The organism is Acidocella sp. (genome assembly GCF_028687955.1).
Taxonomy (GTDB): domain Bacteria; phylum Pseudomonadota; class Alphaproteobacteria; order Acetobacterales; family Acetobacteraceae; genus Acidocella.
This window is the reverse complement of the sequence record NZ_JAQTZC010000021.1, coordinates 1-21,393: the sequence shown is the minus strand read 5'-3', so window position 1 is coordinate 21,393 and position 21,393 is coordinate 1. Positions and strand designations below refer to the sequence as shown.

15 protein-coding genes are annotated in these 21,393 nt (G+C 63.2%); 11 read left to right on the top strand and 4 right to left on the bottom strand.

Annotated elements, in window-relative coordinates:
* Nucleotides 1-60 precede the first annotated feature (60 nt).
* The 6 genes from PHE40_RS04535 to PHE40_RS04510 all read left to right on the top strand — a co-directional run bounded on the left by PHE40_RS04535 (nt 61) and on the right by PHE40_RS04510 (nt 8,463).
* Complete coding sequence (locus PHE40_RS04535) at nt 61-3,816, top strand: glycoside hydrolase family 99-like domain-containing protein (protein ID WP_299958610.1); 3,756 nt, start codon at nt 61-63, stop codon at nt 3,814-3,816.
* 41 nt (nt 3,817-3,857) lie between these two features.
* The gene (gene rfbB / locus PHE40_RS04530) at nt 3,858-4,916 is read left to right on the top strand and encodes a dTDP-glucose 4,6-dehydratase (RefSeq protein WP_299958607.1); all 1,059 of its coding nucleotides are present in this window, start codon (nt 3,858-3,860) and stop codon (nt 4,914-4,916) included.
* Nucleotides 4,913-5,794: a glucose-1-phosphate thymidylyltransferase RfbA gene (gene rfbA / locus PHE40_RS04525; protein WP_299958605.1), complete on the top strand. Its 882-nt coding sequence runs from the start codon at nt 4,913-4,915 to the stop codon at nt 5,792-5,794. The genes rfbB and rfbA overlap by 4 nt, the downstream gene beginning before the upstream one ends.
* On the top strand, nt 5,794-6,354 hold the full coding sequence (gene rfbC, locus PHE40_RS04520) for a dTDP-4-dehydrorhamnose 3,5-epimerase (RefSeq protein WP_299958602.1): 561 nt from the start codon (nt 5,794-5,796) through the stop codon (nt 6,352-6,354). Before rfbA ends, rfbC begins: the two co-directional genes overlap by 1 nt.
* Nucleotides 6,351-7,244 carry a dTDP-4-dehydrorhamnose reductase gene (gene rfbD, locus PHE40_RS04515; RefSeq protein ID WP_299958599.1) on the top strand — a complete coding sequence of 298 codons (894 nt, stop codon included), beginning with the start codon at nt 6,351-6,353 and terminating at the stop codon, nt 7,242-7,244. The genes rfbC and rfbD overlap by 4 nt, the downstream gene beginning before the upstream one ends.
* Nucleotides 7,245-7,419: 175 nt before the next feature.
* The gene (locus PHE40_RS04510; RefSeq protein WP_299958596.1) at nt 7,420-8,463 is read left to right on the top strand and encodes a glycosyltransferase; all 1,044 of its coding nucleotides are present in this window, start codon (nt 7,420-7,422) and stop codon (nt 8,461-8,463) included.
* A gap of 24 nt (nt 8,464-8,487) precedes the next feature.
* Here PHE40_RS04510 and PHE40_RS04505 read toward each other — a convergent pair whose 3' ends face one another.
* The 3 genes from PHE40_RS04505 to PHE40_RS04495 all read right to left on the bottom strand — a co-directional run bounded on the left by PHE40_RS04505 (nt 8,488) and on the right by PHE40_RS04495 (nt 16,385).
* Nucleotides 8,488-11,271, bottom strand: a complete 2,784-nt coding sequence (locus PHE40_RS04505) for a [protein-PII] uridylyltransferase (RefSeq protein ID WP_299958671.1) — start codon at nt 11,269-11,271, stop codon at nt 8,488-8,490.
* Between the two features lie 95 nt (nt 11,272-11,366).
* Nucleotides 11,367-13,964: a DNA mismatch repair protein MutS gene (mutS, locus tag PHE40_RS04500; RefSeq protein WP_299958668.1), complete on the bottom strand. Its 2,598-nt coding sequence runs from the start codon at nt 13,962-13,964 to the stop codon at nt 11,367-11,369.
* Nucleotides 13,965-14,021: 57 nt separating this feature from the next.
* Entirely contained in the window at nt 14,022-16,385 is a 2,364-nt protein-coding gene (locus tag PHE40_RS04495; RefSeq protein ID WP_299958593.1) for a bifunctional diguanylate cyclase/phosphodiesterase, read from the bottom strand.
* Between the two features lie 609 nt (nt 16,386-16,994).
* Here PHE40_RS04495 and PHE40_RS04490 point away from each other — a divergent pair.
* Both PHE40_RS04490 and PHE40_RS04485 read left to right on the top strand, forming a co-directional pair.
* Nucleotides 16,995-17,729 carry an N-acyl amino acid synthase FeeM domain-containing protein gene (locus PHE40_RS04490; RefSeq protein ID WP_299958590.1) on the top strand — a complete coding sequence of 245 codons (735 nt, stop codon included), beginning with the start codon at nt 16,995-16,997 and terminating at the stop codon, nt 17,727-17,729.
* Between the two features lie 2 nt (nt 17,730-17,731).
* On the top strand, nt 17,732-18,292 hold the full coding sequence (locus PHE40_RS04485) for an isoprenylcysteine carboxylmethyltransferase family protein (protein WP_299958587.1): 561 nt from the start codon (nt 17,732-17,734) through the stop codon (nt 18,290-18,292).
* Nucleotides 18,293-18,577: 285 nt separating this feature from the next.
* Here PHE40_RS04485 and ykgO read toward each other — a convergent pair whose 3' ends face one another.
* Nucleotides 18,578-18,703: a type B 50S ribosomal protein L36 gene (ykgO, locus tag PHE40_RS04480; RefSeq protein WP_183266312.1), complete on the bottom strand. Its 126-nt coding sequence runs from the start codon at nt 18,701-18,703 to the stop codon at nt 18,578-18,580.
* A gap of 176 nt (nt 18,704-18,879) precedes the next feature.
* Here ykgO and PHE40_RS04475 point away from each other — a divergent pair, with 176 nt between their 5' ends.
* From PHE40_RS04475 to PHE40_RS04465, 3 genes are all read left to right on the top strand, one after another.
* Nucleotides 18,880-19,629: a glycosyltransferase family 2 protein gene (locus tag PHE40_RS04475; RefSeq protein WP_299958583.1), complete on the top strand. Its 750-nt coding sequence runs from the start codon at nt 18,880-18,882 to the stop codon at nt 19,627-19,629.
* A gap of 194 nt (nt 19,630-19,823) precedes the next feature.
* Nucleotides 19,824-20,222: a hypothetical protein gene (locus PHE40_RS04470; RefSeq protein WP_299958579.1), complete on the top strand. Its 399-nt coding sequence runs from the start codon at nt 19,824-19,826 to the stop codon at nt 20,220-20,222.
* The coding region (locus tag PHE40_RS04465; RefSeq protein WP_299958576.1) for an FAD-binding oxidoreductase at nt 20,219-21,393 on the top strand (1,175 nt) is incomplete at its 3' end. The genes PHE40_RS04470 and PHE40_RS04465, both read left to right, overlap by 4 nt.

Genomic DNA, 21,393 nt, shown 5'->3' with positions numbered 1-21,393 from the left:
TGCCCCGGCTGTCGACAACCCGGCCCTAACTGCCGCATGGTAGCCACGGAGGGCATAGCATTGGCGGATAATTTACAGACCGAAATCATGGTAATCCGCCAGAGCGGATTGTTTCTCTCGCCGTGGTATCTCTCGCAACACCGCGAGGTCGAGGCCCGCGGCGAGGATGGCGTTTCCCACTTCTGCCAGATCGGCTGGCGTAGCGGCGCGCGGCCCAACCCGTATTTTGATCCCGCCTGGTATCTCGCCCAGAATCCTGAAATCGCCGCCGCCGGGGTTAACCCGCTGCTGCACTACATCGCTTTCGGTGAAGCCGAGGGCCGCGACCCCTCGCCCTATTTCTCCGTGCGCTGGTACCGCGAAACCTATGGCCTAGACGCGCGCGATCTTTGCCTGAAACACTATCTGGACCGCCGGTTCACCGGTCAGGTCAATCCCGTGCCATTGTTCGACGCCGCCCATTACCTGGAACACAACCCCGACGTCGCCGCCGGCGGCGCCGACCCATTCGAGCATTTTCTCATCTTCGGCGCCGCCGAGGGCCGCAACCCCTCGGCCGATTTCGACATCGCCTTCTACCTTAACCGCTACGCGGGCATGTTGGGCGGCCAGAACCCGCTGCTGCACTATCTGGCCAACCGCGAGAGCGGCCAGTTCATGCCCGCCCGCCCCGAGCACGAAGGCCTGGTTCCGGCGGCGCTGAAACACGCCACCCGCCCCTCGCCGCATTTCGAGGAGTTGCGGCCCGTCCCCGCCCACGCGAAGCGCAAAGCCAGGCTGCTGGCCTACTACCTGCCGCAATTCCACCCAATCCCCGAGAACGATGCCTGGTGGGGCAAGGGCTTTACCGACTGGACCAACCTGGGCCGCGCCGTGGCGCGCTTCGCGGGGCATCTGCAACCGCGCGTCCCGCGCGATCTTGGCTATTATTCGCTGGACAATCCCCAAACCCTGCCCCGCCAAATCGCCATGGCCAAAGCCGCCGGGCTTTCCGGCTTCGTCTTCTATACCTACTGGTTCAACCGCCACCGGCTATTGGAGAAGCCGCTCGAACAACTGCTCGCCGACCCCAGCCTCGACTTTCCCTTCTGCGTGATGTGGGCCAACGAAAACTGGACCCGCCGCTGGGACGGGCTGGAGCGCGAAGTGCTGATCGCGCAGGAATATCTGGAGAGCGACGATGCCGCGCTCGTCGCCTGCTACGCGCGCCTCTTCGCGGACCCGCGCTACATCCGCGTGCAGGGCCGTCCGCTCTGGATGATCTACCGCGTCACCCTCATCCCCGCCGCCGCCGCGCGCATCGCGAAATGGCGCCGCATGTTCCGCGAACTGCATAACGAAGACCCGCTGATCATCATGGCCCAGAGCCTGGGCGATTACGACCCCGCGCCCTATGGTCTGGATGGCGCGGTGGAATTCCCCCCCCATAAACTCAGCCAGGAAACCGAACGCCTCAACGGCACGCTCGACCTGCTAGACCCCGATTTCAGCGCCACGGTGCATGACTACGAAGCCCTCGCGCAAACCTCGCTGCGCATCCCCCCCCCGGATTATCCGCTGATCAAAACCATCGTCCCCGGCTGGGACAACGACCCCCGCCGCGAGGGCAAGGGCCTGGTTCTGCACGGCGCCACGCCGGATAAATATCAGGCATGGCTCGAGAAACTCGTAGACTACACCACGAAGCATCCTTTCCACGGTGAACAGATCCTGTGCGTGAACGCCTGGAACGAATGGGCCGAGGGCGCGTTTCTCGAACCTGACATTCACTTCGGCGCCGCCTTCCTCAACGCCACCGGCCGCGCCATCTGCGAGCGAGACACTGCCGAATTCGCCGCCGGAATCCTGCTCATTGGCCACGACGCGCAGCCGCACGGCGCCCAGCTTCTGCTGCTGCACGTCGCGCGCCACCTACGCCGCCAATGGGGCATCAAGGTGCATCTGCTGCTGCTCGGCGTCGGCCCGCTGCTCGGCCCGTATTACGAAACCGCCGATGTCGCCATCGCCTCTGATAAAACCATCATCGCCAACCTGCTCGACAAATACCGCGCCGCCGGCATCCGTAGCGCCATCGTCAACTCCGCGGCCTGCGCGCGTGTGGTGCCTTGGGCAGAACAACGCGGCATCAAAACCACGTTACTGGTGCATGAGATGCCGCAGCTGCTGCACGAATATAACCTTGAAATCCAGGCTCGGCTCGGCGCCGCCGCCGCCAGCCATCTGATATTCGCCGCCAGCTGCGTTGCTGAAAAATTCACCGCAGCACTCGGCCTGCAAAACGCCAGCCGCATCATCCTGCCGCAAGGCAACTACCAGAACATGGCCTTCGACGCCGCCGCGCGGGCGCACATCCGCCGCGAGCTGAACATCGCGGACGAGGACTTCCTCGTGCTCGGCGCCGGGTTTGGCTACATCCGCAAGGGGTTTGATCTTTTCCTGCAATTGGCAGGAAAATTTTCAACCCTGCGGGGCGATACCCATTTCATCTGGGTGGGGGATATCGAGCCAACGCTGCGCACCTATCTCGCCCCGGAAATGAACAAGCTCATCGCCACCGGCCGCTTCCACCACATCCCCTTCACCCAGCACGCCGCCGGCTATTTCACCGCCGCTGACATCTTCGCCCTCACCTCGCGTGAGGACCCCTACCCCACCGTGGTGATCGAGGCGCTGGCCTGCGGCATCCCTTGCGTTGCCTTCGACGAATCAGGCGGCATCCCCGCGCTGCTGCGCCATGAAAACGCCGGCCGCGTCGCGCGGCTGGCCGATGTGGACGACTTCCTGGCGCAGACGGCCAGCCTGCTTGACCATGAAAAGCTCCGCCAGCTCCGCCCGCGCCTCGCCGCCATGGCTGCGGAAAAATTCGACTTCTCCGCCTATGTGGAAAAACTGCTGCACCTGGCCCAGCCCGGCCTGCGCAGCGTCAGCGCCGCCGTCATTAATTACAATTATGCCCAGCACCTGCCCGCGCGCCTGGAATCGATTTTCGCGCAAAGCTACCCACTGGCCGAAATCCTCTTTCTCGACGATGCCTCGTCAGACGACTCCCTCACCGTCGCACAAACAGCCGCCGCCACCGCGCAGCGCGAAATCCGCATCCTCGCTAACAAAAAAAACACCGGCTCCGTCTTCGCCCAATGGCGCCGCGCCGCGCGCGAGGCCAAAGGCGAGTTCATCTGGCTTTGCGAAGCCGATGACAGCGCCGCCCCCAGCTTTCTCTCCCGCCTGATGGAAGTGCTGACCAGCGCCGCGACCCCCCTGCTCGCCTTCACTGACAGCCGCGCCGTTGATGAGACCGGCAAACAGGTCATGCCCAGCTACCAATCCTATTATTTCGACTCCGGTGTGAAGGAACTGGCCGCCTCAGGCATCTGGGAGGCGCGCACCTTCGCGCAGCGCATCCTCGCCGTACGCAACCTCATCCCCAATGTCAGCGCCGTGCTCTGGCGGCGCGAGGCGTTGCTGGCAGCGATTGATGCCGTCCCGGATATTGTGATCTGGCACCTCGCCGGGGATTGGCTGCTCTATCTCACTTTGTTAACCGGGCAACAAGGCAGCGTGGTCTACCTCGCGGAGCCATTGAACACCCACCGCCGCCACGCCGGCGGCGTCACGCAGCGCCTCTCACCCAAGGCGCATACCGCCGAAATCGCGGCCATGCATAAAATCATCGTGAAAACCCTGAAACCCGGAAAACACACCCAGGCGGAACAGGCCGCCTATCTCGCCCGCGTCACTGCCCAGCTCAACGCCGCCGCGCTCAACATCACCGCAGCAAAACCGGCCAGAGCGGTTGCGCGCAAGCGCAATGTCTGATTGAACCAGCCCATCAAAATCGCGCCTAACCAGGATGTTGCATGAAAATTCTTCTCACCGGCGGCTGCGGCTTCATCGGCTCGGCCGTCATCCGGCACGCCATCGCCGCCAGCCAGCATGAAATCATTAATATCGACAAAATGACCTACGCGGCCTGCGAGGATGCGCTGGAAGCCGCCCTGACCCACCCCCGCCACACGCTCATCAAGGCCGACATCACCGACTCCGCCGCCATGCGCGCTGCCTTCGCCGCCCATCAGCCGGACGCGGTGATGCATCTGGCCGCCGAAAGCCATGTTGACCGCTCGATTGACGGCCCCGCCGCCTTTATTCACACAAATGTCACCGGCACATTCACCCTGCTGGAAGCCGCCCGCGAATATTACACAACCCTCCCCCCCGCGCGGCGTGAAACCTTCCGCTTCCACCATATTTCCACCGACGAGGTTTTTGGCGCCCTGGCCGATGAAGACCCGCCATTCAACGAACACACCCCTTACGACCCGCGCAGCCCCTACTCGGCCAGCAAGGCCGCGTCGGACCATCTGGTTCGCGCCTGGGGCCATACTTATGATCTGCCCGTCATCGTCTCCAACACCACCAATAATTACGGCCCTTGGCAGTTCCCCGAAAAGCTGATCCCGCTCATCCTTATCAACGCCATCGAGGAGAAACCCCTGCCCGTTTACGGCGACGGCCAGAACACCCGCGACTGGCTGTTTGTCGAGGATCACGCCCAGGCCCTGCTCAAGGCCGTGGAATCTGGCACAGCTGGGGAGACCTATTGCATCGGCCCGCGCCAACCGCGCAAAAACATTGACGTGGTGAAAGCCATCTGCGCCATCCTGGATGAGCGGCGCCCCAGCCCCAACGGCCCGCGCGCGCGCCTCATCACCTATGTGCGCGACCGCCCCGGCCACGATCATCGCTACGAGATCGACCCAACCACCGCTGAAGCGGCGCTCGGCTGGAAGGCGGCGCATGATTTTGAACATGGCCTCGCCGCCACCATCGACTGGTATCTGGCCCATGAGGATTGGTGGCGCGCCATTGCGGCGCAAAAATATTCCGGGCAACGCCTGGGCGGAGAAAAAGCATGATCACCAAGGGCATTATCCTCGCAGGCGGCTCCGGCTCGCGCCTGCACCCCATGACCCAGGCAACCTCCAAGCAGTTGCTCCCGGTCTATGACAAGCCGATGGTCTACTATCCGCTCTCCACCCTGCTGCTGGCCGGCATCCGAGACGTGCTGATCATCTCAACCCCCGCCGACCTGCCGCAGTTCCAGCGTCTGTTCCATGACGGCTCGCACCTGGGCATCCGCATTACCTATGCCGAACAACCCAGGCCGGATGGCCTCGCCCAGGCATTCCTCATCGGTGAGCAATGGCTTGCCGGCCAGCCCTGCGCCCTGGCCCTGGGCGACAACCTGATCCACGGCGACCATCTCTCCACCCTGCTGCGCGCCGCCGGTGCGCGGCCCGAGGGCGCCACCGTGTTCGCCTATCAAGTGCGCGACCCCGAACGCTACGGCGTGGTCAGCTTCGACGCTCAGGGCAAAGCGATCGAGATCGTCGAAAAACCGAAAAACCCCACCTCCCCCTGGGCCGTCACCGGCCTGTATTTCTACGACCACCGCGTCACCGAATTCGCCCGCCAGGTGAAACCTTCGGCCCGTGGCGAGCTGGAGATCACCGATCTCAACCAGATCTACCTGCACGAGGGCACGCTGCATGTGGAGCGCCTGGGCCGCGGCACCGCCTGGCTGGACGCCGGCACACCTGATTCGCTGATCCAGGCCGCCACCTTCGTGCAAACCATCCAGAGCCGCCAAGGGAATCTGGTCGGCTGCCCGGAGGAAGCCGCCTTCCGCATGGGCTTCATCGATGCCGCCCAGCTCAAGGCGCAGGCCCAGTCCATCAGCAAAACCGAACTTGGCCGGATTTTGCAAGACATCGCCAACGGAATACACCACTGATGAAAATCGAACCGCTCAACATCCCCGAAGTCCTGCGCATCACCCCACCAAAATTTGGTGACTCTCGCGGCTTCTTCTCGGAAACCTGGAGTGCCGCCAAACTCGGCGCACAAGGCTTCAACGAGCATTTCGTGCAGGACAACCACAGTTTTTCCGCACAGCCCGGCACCATCCGCGGCCTGCATTGCCAACTCGCCCCCAGCATCCAGGGCAAGCTGGTCCGCGTCGTCAAAGGCGCGATCTGGGATGTCGCGGTGGACATCCGCCACGGCTCACCCACCTATGGAAAATACGCCGCCGCGATCTTAAGCGAAGCCAACTGGGCGCAGCTGTGGATTCCCGGCGGCTTCCTGCATGGCTTCTGCACCATCGAGCCCCATACAGAGGTCATCTACAAAGTCACCGCCGATTATGACCGCGCGGCCGAACGCGCCGTCATCTGGAACGACCCCACCCTCGCCCTGCCCTGGCCCGTCGAACCCGGCAAAGCCTTGCTCTCGGACAAAGACATGGTTGCCCCGCGCCTGGCCGATTGCGAACCCTGGTTCAGCTACCAATGATCCTCATCACCGGCAGCACCGGCCAGCTCGGCCAGGAATTGGTAAAACTGTGCACTGAACGCGGCCTTGCCTTCCGCGCCGTCTCCCGGCCCGAATTCGACTTTGAGCAGCCGGGAAGCGTGGCAACCTGCTTTGCCACCACCAACCCCACCCTCGTCATCAACGCCGCCGCCTACACCGCGGTGGACAAAGCCGAAACCAACCAGGAAGCCGCGCGCGCCGGAAACCACACCGGCCCGCTGCACCTCGCGCAATTATGCGCAGCCGCCAACATCTCCTTCATCCACGTCTCAACTGACTATGTGTTCGACGGCGCCAAGGGCGCGCCCTACCTTGAGAGCGACCCCACCAACCCCACCGGCGTCTACGGCGCCACCAAGCGCGATGGCGAAGCCGCCATCCTGAACAACACAACCGCAAAAGCCATCATCCTGCGCACCGCCTGGGTCTACGCCGCGCACGGTAAAAATTTCGCCCGCACAATGCTCGGCGCCGCGCGGCGCTTGCCCACCCTGCGCGTGGTGGCCGACCAGCGCGGCACCCCCACCGCCGCGCCGGACCTCGCCCAGGCGATTCTCGCCATCGCCGCCCGCCTGCAACAAACCGGCTGGCGGGCTGAATACCGCGGCATTTTCCACGCCACCGGCGCGGGCGAGACCACTTGGCACGGTTTCGCCACCGCCATCTTTGAGGCAGCCGCCGCCAGCCAACCGCCGCCGGAGGTGCAGCCCGTCACCACCGCCGACTGGCCAACCCCCGCCCGCCGCCCCGCCGATTCAAGGCTTGACTGCACAAAACTCGCCGAGGTTTTCGGCGTCACCCTACCCCCCTGGCGCACCAGCCTGGGACCAATCGTGCAGCAATTGCTAACCCTTGACCCCCCGGGCTGATCGCGCGCCAACGCATTCATGTGGCAACGCAACATAGATTAAGCTCTTTCATTGCCTAGAGCCGCGTAGCCTCTGTATAACGAATCGTGAAGACATGGTTAATTGAGGACACGAAGCAACGCATGATCAGAGCTATATCTCCCATGCCCAGATCATCCCGTGATGGTGACTTCGCTTGAGCCGCCTTGCCTCGGCTTCCGCGTGGCCGACCGTCACCATCCTGCTTTCAACCTACAACGGCGAAGCCTTCCTACAGGCCCAACTGGAAAGCTTCACCACGCAGCGCTACACCAACTGGGCTCTGCTCTGGCGGGACGATGGCTCCAACGATGCCACGCTCCCCATCATGCGCGCCTTCACCGCCGCCAATCCGGGCCGTTGCATGGAGGCCGCCAGCTCCGGCCCGCATCTGGGTGCCACGGAGAGTTTCCTAACCCTGCTGTGCGAGAGCCACGGCGCCGAGATGGTCGCCTTTTCAGACCAGGACGATGTCTGGCTGGCCGGCAAACTCCAACACGCGGTGGAATCCCTGCGCCCGGCGGGCCGCGAGCCTGCTTTATACTGCGCCCGGCAATATCTGGTGGATGCAGCCCTGCGCGGCACCAAACTCTCCGCGCTGCACGCCAACACGCCGGGCTTTCCCGCCAGCCTCACGCAGAACATCGCCAACGGCAACACGCTGGTGATGAACGCCCCCGCCGCCACGCTGGTTGCGGGCCTGGACCGGCCGGAGGGCACGGTGCATGACTGGTGGAGCTATATCGTCGTTTCCGCCTGTGGCGGGCGGATCATTTTTGACCCGCGCCCGCAGGTGCTCTACCGGCTGCACAAGAACAACCTGATCGGCTCGTCCCGGCCGCTGCCCGCCCGCGCGCTCGCCGCCATCCGGCGCGGCCCGAAAATATTCATGACCATGATGCACCGGCACGCCGATATTCTGGCCACCGGCGCCAGCCATCTCACCCCGCAAGCCCGTCACGACCTCAAATCCATCCAGTCCGCGCTCCAGGGCGGGCTTGCCGCGAGGCTGGCGGCACTGCGCTGCACGCGTTTCCGCCGCCGCACGCTGCTAGAAAACCTGCTATTCAGCCTTTGGTTCATCACCGAAAAACCCGCAGCAACGCTCGCGGCAAATAATTTTGGCCGCATGCCGGGCCAGATCGCGCCAGAGCCAGACGAGCTGAGATTAAATCGCCCCGCGATCCAATCTCAGGGCTGAACCCGCCCGCAAACGCCACGGCTCTCAGGCCACCGCGCCCCGCTGCACGGGTTGTTTTGCTTCCGGGTCGTCCACGCCGGGCCTTAAGGCTTTCAGCAGGGCATTGCGCAGCTGGTTGAGCTTGCGCTCGTTTTCCACCTTCATGCCGAACACATCCTTCACATAGAACACGTCCACCGCGCGCACCCCGTAAGTGGTCACATGCGCCGAGGCGATCTGCAACCCCTGCGCCGAAATCGCCGAAGTCACATCGTGCAGCAGACCGGGGCGGTCGCGCCCGTTCACCTCCACCACCGTATGCCGGTTGGAGGCGCGGTTATCCACCACCACACGCGGCGGCACATGAATCGCGCGCATCCGGGCCGGAATCAGGCTGCGGGTCGCCTTGCGAATCTCCGAATCCAGCCTAAGCCGGCCCGAGAGCGCCTGCTCGATCAGCGAGGAGAGCCGCGCCAGCCGGTGCGGCGCGTCATACGGCCCACCGTTGGCATCCTGAATCCAGAACGTATCCAGCGCCATGCCGTCGGTGAGCGTATGAATCCGCGCATCCACGATCGAGGCGCCCGCAATCGCCAGCGCACCGGCAATCCGGCTGAACAGCCCGGCATGGTCGGCGGTATAAACCACAACCTCGGTCACCGCGCGCGCCGGCAGCGGCTCGGCATGCACGGTCAGCGGCGCGTTACGCTGCTTGGCATCGCGGATCATGCGGGCATGCCGCTCGATACTCTCAGGGTCAAACCCGAGCCAGTATGAGGGATAACCCAGCGAGAGAAACTCCTCGCGCACCGACTCCGGCCAATCACCCAGCAGCGAGGCCACAACCTCCTTCACCCGGCCGATGCGCGCATCGCGCTCGGTGGTCGAGAGCCCACCCTCCAGCACTTCGGCCACGCGCGCATACAGCTCACGCAGCAGCGTCGCCTTCCAGCCGTTCCACACCTTCGGCGAGACCGCCCGCATATCCGAGACCGTGAGCACCAGCAGCAGCCGCAGCCGCTCCGGACTCTGGATGGTATCGGCCAAATCGAGGATGGTCTTCGGGTCATCAATATCGCGTGAGAACGCCGTCTGCGTCAGCATCAGATGATGCAGCACCAGCCAGGAGACCATCTCTGTCTCTTCGGCGCTCAACCCCAGCGCCGGGCCCACATAAAGTGCTATCTCCGCGCCCAGCACGGAGTGGTCCCCGCCCCGTCCCTTGGCAATGTCATGCAGCATCAGCGCCACATACAGCGCCCTGCGCGACTGCACCTGGTCGATCAGATCGGTCGCAACCGGCGCAATTTCCTTCAGCTCCCCCGCCTCGATGGTGTTGAGCACCTTGATCGCATGCACCGTATGCACATCCACTGTGTACACATGGTAGGTATCAAACTGCATCTGCCCGACGATACGCCGCCAATCCGGCAGATAGCGCCCCAGCACCCCGGTATCATTCAACAGCCCCAGCCAACGCGCGGAATCGCACGTCCGCTCATCGCCGTCGCCCTCTTCCTGGCCGCAAAGCAGGTTCATGAACAGCGCCGCGGCCTTTTTGTCGCCGCGCAGCTCGGCCCCCAGCGGGGCGGAGCGGATCAACGTGCGCAGCGCCAACGGATGCAGCTCCAACCCGCGGTCGCGCGCGCACAGCAAAATCCTGAAAATACTGGCCGGATCCGTCTCCGGGTCATGCCCCGGCGCGAATAATATCTTCCCGCCCGCCAGCACGAAACCAGCCTCCACCAGCGCCGCATCGGTCTCCGCCGCAATCGCTGGCGGGCCCAGCGCCGCGCGCACCAGGGCAGGCTCCAGCACGCCGGTCACCCGCGCCACCTCGCGCACCATCAGGAAGTAGTGGCGCATGAAGCGCTCCACCCCGTCCTGACGGCCATGGCGCGTATAGCCCATGCGCGCGCCAACGACGGGCTGGAAATCAAACGTCAACCGCTCTTCCGCCCGCCCTGCGACATAATGCAGATGGAAGCGCACACTCCACAGATACTCCCACGCCCGCTTGCAGGAGCGCGCCTCCGTCGCGGTCAGAATCCCGCCGCCCGGCGCATCCTTGCCCACCAGCTCGGTCATCGCGAAGGTGTTGAACACATAGCGTGCCAGCCAGTAGAGCGTCTGCAAATCGCGCAGCCCCCCTTTGCCCTCTTTCACATTGGGCTCAACCATGAACGGCGTCTCGCCAAACCTACGGTGGCGGGCGGCGCGCTCGGCCTGCTTGGCGATAATATAGCTCCCCGGTCCATCGGCCGCGCAATCCGCGCGAAAGGCCTTCTGGAAATCCACGAACAGCGCCCGGTCGCCGGTCAGGCAGCGCGCATCCAGCAACGAGGTGCGGATGGTCACATCCTTGCGCGCCTCCTCCAGACAATCGGAGATGGAGCGAGTCGCATGGCCGACCTTCAGCCCCAGGTCCCACAGAAAATACAAGATGAACTCAACCGCCCGGTCCATCTTGTCCGAGGCTTTTCCCCCGGTGAGAAACAGCAGGTCGATATCCGAGAACGGGGCCAGCGTGGCGCGGCCGTAACCGCCGGTGGCCGCCATCGCAAGCCTGTCGCCCTCCGCCAACGGCAACATCGCCAGCGTGTAGGCAAACAACGAATTAACCAGCTCATCCATTAACCCCGCATGCAACCGCGCGGCGGTCAGCCCGTTCAGCCCATCGCGCTCGAAGCGCTGCTGCACATAGGTCTGAATCCGGCCAAGCTGGCGGCGGAAACCGGCCAAAGCCACATCACGCGGCGGCGGCCCGCCCGACAAAACAAGTTCTGCCAGAGCGGTGGCGATTTCGGGTTGCTTGGAGGATGTCAACATATCGTACACGCTAGATCAATCCGCTGGATATGGGAAAGCCGTGTTTTCGTTTTTTGCCTAGATTTTTATGCAGAGCGGGCTCCCGCACGGAATATTTACACATCGCCCACCCCGTCCATCCGCCGGCGCAGCGCATAGAGCGCATCCAGCGCCTCGCGCGGGCTCATCCGGTCCGGGTCCAGCGCCTCAAGCTCCTCCAGCACATCCTGCCGCGCATCGGTTTGTTCCCGCGCAACATCGGCGAATAAAGGCAACGCCGAAGTTGCGGGAACATCGCGTTCCGCCGCCTTCAACAAAATTTCCGCCCGCCTGGCCACGCTCTCAGGCACCCCCGCCAGACGGGCCACATGCACACCCCAACTGCGCTGCGCGGCCCCGCGCACAACCTCATGCATAAACACCACCTCACCCTTAAATTCCTTCACGCGCATCGTGTAAGGAGTCAGCCTTGGCAAAGCCTCGGCCAATTGAAATAATTCATGAAAATGTGTAGCAAATATGGCGCGGCACCGGTTACTGTTATGCAGCGCCTCCAGCACCGCCTGCGCAATCGCCAACCCGTCGCGCGTACCCGTGCCGCGCCCGATCTCATCGACGATCACAAAACTCTTAGGCCCAGCCTGATGCAAAATCGCCGCGGTCTCGATCATCTCAACCATGAAGGTCGAGCGCCCCGAGGCCAGATCATCCGCCGCCCCCACGCGCGAGAACAGCCGGTCCACCAGCCCCAGCCGCATTGCCTCGGCGGGCACCGGTAATCCCGCCTGCGCCAAAATCACCGCCAGCGCGTTCTGGCGTAAGTACGTGGATTTACCAGCCATATTCGGCCCCGTCAGCAGCATCAGCCGCTGCGCCGGACCAAGCTGGCAGTGGTTGGCGATAAACCCAACCCCCGGCGGCAGCGCCGCCTCCACCACCGGATGCCGCCCGGATTTTATCTCAAACGCCTCGCCGCCGGAAAGCTCCGGACAACAAAACCGTCCGGTGACGGAAAGTACCGCGGCAGACTGCAAAACATCCAGCAACGCCAGCGCCTGCGCGCAGCCCGCCAGTGCTTCCGCCTGCGCCAGAACCTGCTTCACCAGCCACGCGAACACAATCGCCTCGCGCCCCGCCGCCTGGGCCGCCGCTTCCGAAATCCGCTGATCCAGCAGGGAGAGTTCCGGATGCGTGAACCGCGCGCCATTGGCCATCCCCTGGCGCAAAATCAACTCAGGGTTTTCCCGCAGCTTCTCAACCGCAACCGCCGGCACCTCGATCACATAACCCAGCTGCGCATGATGCCGTATCTTCAACGGCGCCACGCCATACCGTGCCGCCAACTCGCTTTGGAACGCGGCGATCACCTGGCGCGTATTATCGCGCAGCGCCCTTTGCGCATCCAGCTCCGGGTCAAACCCGGCCGCAATCGCCCCGCCATCCTCCAACCGCAGCGGCGCCGGCTCGGCCAGCGCGCGGCCCAGCACATCGGCCAGCCCCGGCGCCGGGTCGAGTGCCGCCGCAGCCTCATCCAACAACCGCCCCCCCTGCGGCACCATCGGCCGCAACCGCGCCGCCGTATTCAGCCCAGCCGCAATCGCCGCCAAATCCCGCGGCGCCGCCCGCCCCAGCGCAATCCGCCCCAGCGCGCGCGACACATCCGGCGCCCCGCGCAAAACCCCGCGCATCGCCTCGCTTTGGCCCATATCGCGCAGTGCCAGCCACGCGCCTTGCCGGTCCTGCAACACATCCAGCCGGTTCAGCGGCGCCGCCAGCCAGGCCGCCAACAGCCGGGCGCCAGGCGCGCTCACCGTGCGCTTCACCGCCGCCAACAGGCTCCCCGCCTCAGCCCCGCCCCGGCTGCCCAGAATTTCCAAACTGGCGCGCGTCGCGGCATCCATCTCCAGCTGCCCCGTCTCCCCGGCGCAAACCGGATGCGAGAGCCTGGGCATCACCCCCATCTGCGTCGCCGCGATATAGGCCAGCACATACCCCGCCGCCAGCACCTCGGCATCGCTGAACACGCCGAATGCATCCAGGCTGGCCACGTTGAAGCGTTGCGCCAGCTCGCGCCGCGCGGCCGGCGCCCCCGCCGGCGCCTGCATCGCCAGCCGCCCAGGCACCACCTGCCGCGCCGCATAGGGGCCAAGCTCCACCACCCCGGCGCAAAGAATCTCCGCCGGGTCCAGGCGCCCCAGCACAGCCGGCAACCCCGCCGCATCGGTGGCCTGCGTCTCAAACAACCCTGTGGAAATATCAGCCCAGGCCACCCCCAGCCGTCCGCCCTCGGGCACAATCGCCACCAGAAAATTCGCCCGCCCGGCCTCCAGCAAGCTCTCTTCGGTCAACGTCCCCGGCGTCACCAGCCGCACTACCGCGCGCGCCAGCGGCCCCTTGGCCCCGCGCGCCTTGGCCGCCGCCGGGTCCTCCATCTGCTCCACAATCGCAACCCTGAACCCCCGGCGGATCAGCCGCGCCAGATACATCTCCGCTTGGCTCACCGGCACACCGCACATCGGCACAGGCTGCTCCTGGTGTTTTCCGCGCGCGGTCAACGCAATATCCAGCGCCGCGGAGGCCGCCTGCGCATCGGCGAAAAACAGTTCGTAGAAATCCCCCATGCGGAAAAACAGCAGCGCGTCCTCGTGCTCCGCCTTCATGGCGAACCACTGCGCCATGGCCGGAGAAGCGCCTGTTGCATCGGTGGAATTCATAACCCGCATTAATGCCGCTTGTGCGCCCGCTTGCCAAATGCCCGTGCGCCGCGTGCCCTATTGCGCGGCCACCTGGCCAATTTGGGACACCTGCGCCTGCCATTTGTGCTGCACCGTCCCGGCCTCCAGAATTTGGGCAAACACCACGCCCGGAACCGGGCGGCTGAACAAATACCCCTGTGCCTGGCCACAGCCGTAAGCGGTGAGAATCTGCGCCTGCTTGGGCGTCTCCACCCCCTCCGCCGTCACCACCATGCCCATGCGCTCCGCCAGACCGATAATCGCGAGGATGATCGAGCTGTCATCCTTCTCATAGCCGAGGTCGCGGATGAACGAGCGGTCGATCTTGATCTTGTCAAACGGAAACCGCCGCAAGTAGCTGAGCGAGGAATACCCCGTGCCAAAATCGTCAAGCGCCACCCGCACCCCCCGCCCATGCAGCTGCCACAGCGCATCCACCGTCTCGCTGTTGGTCTCCAGCATGGTGGTCTCGGTAATCTCCAGCTCCAGCCGCTCCGGCGCCAGCCCCCCCTGCGCCAGCGCGCGGTCGATGATTTCCACCAATCCAGTGTCGCGAAACTGCAGCGGCGAGAGATTAACCGCAATCCCCACATGCTCCGGCCAGCCCGCCGCCTCCCGGCACGCCTGCCCCAGCACCCATTCGCCGATCGGCCCGATCAGCCCAGCCTCCTCGGCCAGCGCAATAAACTCGCCGGGCGGCAGCAACCCCCGCTCGGGATGCTGCCAGCGCAACAACGCCTCCGCACCAACAATCCGCCCATCGGCCAGATCCACCAGCGGCTGATATTCCAGGCGGAATTCGTCACGCAACACGGCCTGGCGCAACGCCGACTGCAAAATTCGGCGGTCCTTCTGCCGCTCGTCCATCTCCACATCATACAAACGCCATACGCCCCGCCCCTCGGCCTTCGCCCGGTACAGCGCGAGGTCGGCATTCTTCATCAGCCCGCTCGGGTTGCGGCTGTCGCGCGGCGCCATGCTGATGCCGGCACTCATGCCGATTTGCACCATCTGCCCATCGAAGTGATACGGCCGCGACACCCGCTCAATAATCCGCGCGGCAATCCCCGCCGCCTCCTGCGGGTCCTCAGTGACCAGGATAATCGCGAATTCATCGCCCCCCAGCCGGGCCGCGATATCAAACTCGCGGATGCAGCCGCGCAGCCGCTCGGCCACCGCCACCAGCACGCCATCCCCCGTGGCATGGCCCAGCGTATCGTTGACGATCTTAAAATAGTCGAGATCAAGGCACAGCAGCGCAAAACCCGTCTGCTCGCAATTGTCGCACGCCTGATGCAGCATCTCGTTGAACAACACGCGGTTGGCCAGTTTCGTCAGGCTGTCATGGCGGGCCAAAAACGCAATCTGCTCCTGCTGGCGCCGTTGCCCGGTAATGTCCGAGCCAACACCATGATACCCCAAAAACCGCCCGCTCTTGTCCAGAATGGGCTTGCCCGTGAGCGACCAATAGCGTTCCTCGCCGTTGATCAGAACAGGCACCACCACGTCCCGGAAAGGTGAATGTTCCTTGATGATCTGGCACAACCGGTCGATCGGCGAGCCAGGGCGATGATCGTAATTCATGATCTCGCCCAGCATGGCGCGCGGAAACGCCCCGCGGAAACTCTCCACCGGGCGATGCGCCACCTGGGTCAGCCGATGGCTCACCTGCTGCAACTCCAGCGCCTCGTTGGTCTCCCACAGCCAGTCGCTGGCGCTTTCCTCAAAATCGCGCAGCAACAACTTGATAACCTCACTCTTTTCCTCAAGCCGGATGGCGCCGACAGCCCGTTCATTCAACCGGCTGTTGAGATAAAGTATGCAAAACCCGGTCAGCCCGACAAACGACAGCAGATCAAGAATGGCATACCCCGCCGGGTTGCGCGCCGTCAGCATCGAAAGGCAAATCCCCGCCGAGATAGGCCCCCAATAGGCCAGAGCGCTGGAGATCGGGGCCACCATCACCGGTGTAGCCACGCAACCCACCATGATGCCATACAAAAGGCAAAGCTGCGATGTATCAGGTGCCCGCGTCAGTAAAAAAAGCAAGGCCGACCAGATAAGCCCCAGCAGCACCAGCAACCGGGTCATTCCTGCGATATAACTCCTAGCCTCCTCGCCAGCCCGCTTCACGCGCCCAAGCCAGGTAATGGCGCGCTGCATCAGGGCAAAATAACAAATCGCCACCGTTCCGATCAGCGTATCGCGCAGCAAAGTGCCTGGGGCATTCCAAAAATCAACCAGCAGCAGCAGCAGCGTGCTCAGACCAAGCAGCGAAATCGCGATAATGACGTAACTAAAATCCGAAGCCTGACCAAACAGGAGCCGCTCGGACAGATCATCAGGCAACCGCGTTCCGGCAATCAGCCCGCGCAGCCCCTTTGCAAAACCGCGCCACACTTGAGAGATATCACGGAAACCGCCCTCTCCTCTCGCGTGCTCCAGCTGTCTCCTCTGGTTACCAATCGTTGAAATCTAATCCTCCTTGCACCAAACCAAGCATCACCTACCCACCCTATAAGCGCAACTTAACGTAACGCCTTTCTTAACAGCCTGCTATCTTTAATTGCTTTTCTTCACAACGCTTTTCATAAAATCCCGGCACGTTGAAACAGTCAGCCCGCCATCCCTGATGGCCGGCGCATACCCGCGCCTCGTTCTCCGGCCAAGTCTGGCCAAAACCTTCCAGCAAACACCAGCCGCCATGGCTATTAAAACCTACAAAATAGCATTTTGTTTCACGCAGGACAGCCTTGCATCCCGCTTAGCCACAAAAAATAAATGCTCCAGAACATCGCCCCTGCGCGACACGAAGAAAAAAACTATAACGCAATTACAATTAGTTAGGAGATTTTTTTAACGTCGTTTCTAATTTACCCTGCATTTCACGCAAATCATACCTTTAAAAAATCATGCTCTTTACGAATTACAAATGATTTTTTTCTCTACATCTTGAGGCTGAAATGGTTACTAATTCTTCTTGTTTGAGTTGCAACAAGGAGAATTTTAATGAGTGCTTTACAAACTGCCACCACCAACTTCGTTCGCGCCAAAGCCAGACCACAAATACAAACATCTGGTCTTACCGCCCGTCTGGCTCTGGACGATCAAACCAAAGCCGACGCCTACGCCATCCGTCACGCCAGCTACCTCTCCGGCGGCTACATCGACCCGCATCCGGACGGATTATTCTCCGACTCTGACGACCTGCTGCCAAACAGCCGTTGCGTCGTTGTCTATAAGGAAAATCATCCCGTGGCCTCGGTACGGCTCTGCACGCTTGACTACACACCAGGGCTAGCTGGCTGGGATCAAATCCCCGCCTCGCGCATTTTCCCTGAGGAAGTCGCCCAACTCGCCGCCAACGTGCCGCATGGGCGCCCCGCCAAGCTGATGGAGATCAACCGTCTGGTGCGCCACCCTGACTACGCCACAGACTACCAGCTCTCCTTCGTGCTGTTCCGCTTCGTCTACTTCATGGTCCGCGAAGACAAAGCCGACATGACGCTCTCCTGCGTCCGGCGCAACCACACGCCTTTCTACAAGCGCCTGCATTTCGAATACGTTGCCGGGCCGCGCCGCTATGCCGGCGTCAAATTCGAAACCAACCTGATGGCCTGCTACGATACTCTGTACGACGACGTCGCCAAGGACACCCCTTTCGTTGGCAACCTGACCGGCTCAAGGAGCGCCTATGCCGGGCTGCTGCATGGCGAAACCGTCAAAGTTTTCCAGGAGGACTGATCATGCAAGCCCCGCTCACCATCATCACCGGCCTCGCCGGTCTTGCCTGCTTCGCCGCCTTTTCCTGGGCCGTGAAGAAACACTTCCGCCAGACCGGCGCCATGCCCCCCGGCATGAAGCTGACCAGCGGCCTCAGCCTGCTCGGCTTGGCCTGGTTTGCCTGGCACCTCACAACGGGCGTCTCGCAGGCCTGGCCCCTCGTACTGGCCCTGTTCGCCGCCTCATACAGCGTCTTCATCTGGGCCGTCCGCGCCACCCGCCATACCCCACCCACCCTGGCGTTTGACACTGACAAGCCCAGCTTCCTGCTCCGCCACGGCCCCTACCAGTATGTGCGCCACCCGTTCTACCTGGCGTATCTACTGTTCTGGACCGCAACCGCCCTGGCCGCGCAAACCGTGCTCGCCTGGGCCGCGCCCGTCATCATGGCGGCGCTGTATTTCGCAGCCGCAACGCGCGAAGAGCGCAAGTTCGCGGAGTCGGACCTCAGCAGCGCCTACGCCGCCTACCGCGCCCAGGCCGGCATGTTCCTGCCCAGGCCTTCAGCCCTGTTCACCAGCTAACGGTCTAGAGCGCGATCGTTTGAGGCTCGCTCAGCTGAGCGAGCCGAAAGCGTGAATCGCCCTCAGAAAAATAACCAGAGCCTGATCACACTTAAACCAATCAGGCTCTAATACCAGCCCGCCAAGAGCTTTACTCTCTGGGTTTGGTGGCGGGCTGGTATAAGCTCTTGATAAGGGCAGAGTCGCGGCTCTGCCCTCCCACTACCGCCCGCCGCGAAATCCACGCAAAACAAAACCCGGCCAAAGGACCGGGTTTTGTTCAAAAGCCAGAATTGTCTCCAGCGCTCAGCCCTGGCGGGCCTTCATGCGCGGGTTTTTCTTGTTGATCACGTACACCCGGCCATGGCGGCGCACCACGCGGCAGTTCTTGTCGCGGATCTTTGCGGATTTCAAGGAGTTACGGATCTTCATAAGAGACTCTCGGGTTAAAGTGTTCAATCGGTGGCGCGGTATGCCGCCCCTGCCCCGCTCTGTCAACCCGTATGCCTACTTACGCTGTCATCAAACGGTCATTGGCCTTGGCCTCTCAACCTCTGTTGATAGCCTGTTACAGCCGCTAAAGCCACCGAATCGCCTGGAGCACGGATATGAAAATCAGCTTTGTCGTCCCCGCGTATAACGAGCAGGCTCTTCTCACCCGCTCCCTCACCGCCATCCGCGACGAAATCGAGCGCGCCGGCCAGGAGCTGGGCAAGGACGCCGAGATCATCGTCGTCAACAACGCCAGCACCGACCGCACGCGTGAAGTTGCCCTCTCCATCCCCGGCGTCACCGTGGTCGACGAACCCCGCAAAGGTCTGGTCCAGGCCCGCTGGTGCGGCTTTGAGCATTCCACCGGCGAGCTGATCGCCAATATCGACGCTGACACCATCATCCCTCCCGGCTGGCTCACCGAGGTCATGCGCCAGTTCACGCGCGGGCCCTCCCTCGTCGCCCTCTCCGGCCCCTACATCTATTACGGTGTGCCAAACCGCGTGAACCTGGTGGTCGGCGCCTATTACCGTCTCGCCTTCACCGCCTATTTGCTCAACCGCTTCGTGCTCAACGTCGGCTCCATGCTCCAGGGCGGCAATTTCATCGTCAAGCGCGCCGCCATGCTCAAGCTCGGCAGTCCGGACCTGCGCTTCTCCTTCTACGGCGAAGACACCGACATGGCCCGCCGTCTCTCCAAGGTCGGCGGCGTGAAATTCACCTTCCGCCTACCCGCCCAATCCTCCGGCCGCCGCCTCGCGGGCGAGGGCGTCTTCACCATCGGGCTACGTTATTCCATGAACTTCTTCTGGGCCACCTTCCGCAAGAAACCCTTCACCGAAGCCTGGCAGGACATCCGCGAGTAACCGCCCCGCGCCTCAAACCGCCACAAACTCACCCCCCGACTCTGCCGCCAGCGCCGCCCCCGCCGCCCCACCCGTTATCAACGCCACTTTACCCGTCAGCATTTTTCCCACTTCCCTCAATTTGCATACACCACGATCGAAAAAAGAAGGCGGCATGATTTGACAACACCGCCAATCAGGCCAATTCCTCCGCCATGGCAAAAATCTCCTATTCACGCATCGGCTTCCTGCTCACCTGCTTCCTCTTGCCCGGCCTCATCGGCACCTTCGCCAGCTTTTCCATTCCCGCCCCGGTGGTGGATGAGCAGCACCAGCAGGCCGCGCTCGATGCCGTGCTGAACGCCCCCACACCCGCCGCTCAAGCCGCCGCCATCGCCAGCCTGGCCAACGATGTCGATGCGGACACCGCCGCCATCGTCACCACCGGCACCGCCCCGCTGCCCGCGCGCATCGCCGCCGCAAAGGCCAACATGCGCCAGGAAGTGGTGGCCCAGGCCCGCGCGGAAGCCTATAAAATCCGCCTCATGGTCATCACCATGACCGTTCTCGGCGCCATCTTCGGCGTCGCTCTGCTCGGACCCGGAAAACAATGAGCCAGCACGCCTCCTCCTACTACGCCGCCACCGCCCACAAGCAGGACTCCCGCCCCCCGCTGCAAGGCCGCGCGCACGCGGACGTCTGCATCATCGGCGCCGGCTTCACCGGCATCTCAGCCGCGCTGGAACTGGCCGAACACGGCTTCTCGGTCATCGTGCTGGAGGCCGAGCGCACCGGCTTCGGCGCCTCGGGGCGCAACGGCGGCCAGATGGTCAACGGCTACTCGCGCGACCTTGATGTCATCACCAAACGCTACGGCGAAGCCGCCGGCCGCCAGATCGGCGCCATGGCCATGCAGGGCGGGCAGATCATCCGCGCGCGCGCCGCCAAATACAACATCGCCTGCGACCTGCGGCCAGGTAACATATTCACCGCCCTCACCGCCAAACAGATGCGCGGGCTGGAACACCACGTCAAAATCTGGAACCAGCACGGCTACTCTGATTTCGAGCTGCTGGACCGCGCGGGCCTCGCCCCGCATGTGAAAACAGAGCGCTACATCGGCGGCCTCATTGACCATCAAGGCGGCCACCTGCACCCGCTCAATCTGGTCCAGGGTGAAGCCGCCGCCGCCGAGACCCTCGGCGCCCGCATCTTCGAAGACTCGCGCGTCACCGCGGTGAGCACCGGCGCCAACCCCGTGGTCAAGACCGCCAACGGCGAGGTCCACGCCAAATTCGTCATCGTCTGCGCCAACGCCTACATCGGCAGCCTGCTGCCTGAAATCGGCGGCAAGATCATGCCCGTCTCCACCCAGGTGCTCACCACCGAACCCCTGGGAGAAGCCGCCGCCGCGCTGCTGCCCTCCAACCTCGCGGTGGAAGACTGCAACTACTTCCTCGACTACTTCCGCCGCACCGCTGACAACCGCATCCTCTACGGCGGCGGCACGGTTTACGGCGCTCAGGATAGTGCGGCCATCCGCGCCAAGATCATCCCCAACATGCTAAAAACCTTCCCCAGCCTGAAGGATGCCAAAATCGACTTCAGCTGGAGCGGCAACTTTGCCCTCACCCTCACGCGCTTTCCGCAAATGGGCCGGCTCTCCCCCACCGTGTATTACTCCCACGGCGACAGCGGCCACGGCGTCACCACCACCCATCTGCTCGGGCGCATCCTCGGCGAAGCCATCGCCGGGCAGGCCAGCCGCTTCGATATTTTCGCAAA

Coding starts and splice junctions, on each gene's coding strand:
- rfbB (WP_299958607.1), top strand. CDS start 3,858: ATGAAAATTCTTCTCACCGGCGGCTGCGGCTTCATCGGCTCGGCCGTC.
- rfbA (WP_299958605.1), top strand. CDS start 4,913: ATGATCACCAAGGGCATTATCCTCGCAGGCGGCTCCGGCTCGCGCCTG.
- rfbC (WP_299958602.1), top strand. CDS start 5,794: ATGAAAATCGAACCGCTCAACATCCCCGAAGTCCTGCGCATCACCCCA.
- rfbD (WP_299958599.1), top strand. CDS start 6,351: ATGATCCTCATCACCGGCAGCACCGGCCAGCTCGGCCAGGAATTGGTA.
- PHE40_RS04505 (WP_299958671.1), bottom strand. CDS start 11,271: ATGTTGACATCCTCCAAGCAACCCGAAATCGCCACCGCTCTGGCAGAA.
- mutS (WP_299958668.1), bottom strand. CDS start 13,964: ATGAATTCCACCGATGCAACAGGCGCTTCTCCGGCCATGGCGCAGTGG.
- PHE40_RS04490 (WP_299958590.1), top strand. CDS start 16,995: ATGAGTGCTTTACAAACTGCCACCACCAACTTCGTTCGCGCCAAAGCC.
- PHE40_RS04485 (WP_299958587.1), top strand. CDS start 17,732: ATGCAAGCCCCGCTCACCATCATCACCGGCCTCGCCGGTCTTGCCTGC.
- ykgO (WP_183266312.1), bottom strand. CDS start 18,703: ATGAAGATCCGTAACTCCTTGAAATCCGCAAAGATCCGCGACAAGAAC.
- PHE40_RS04475 (WP_299958583.1), top strand. CDS start 18,880: ATGAAAATCAGCTTTGTCGTCCCCGCGTATAACGAGCAGGCTCTTCTC.
- PHE40_RS04470 (WP_299958579.1), top strand. CDS start 19,824: ATGGCAAAAATCTCCTATTCACGCATCGGCTTCCTGCTCACCTGCTTC.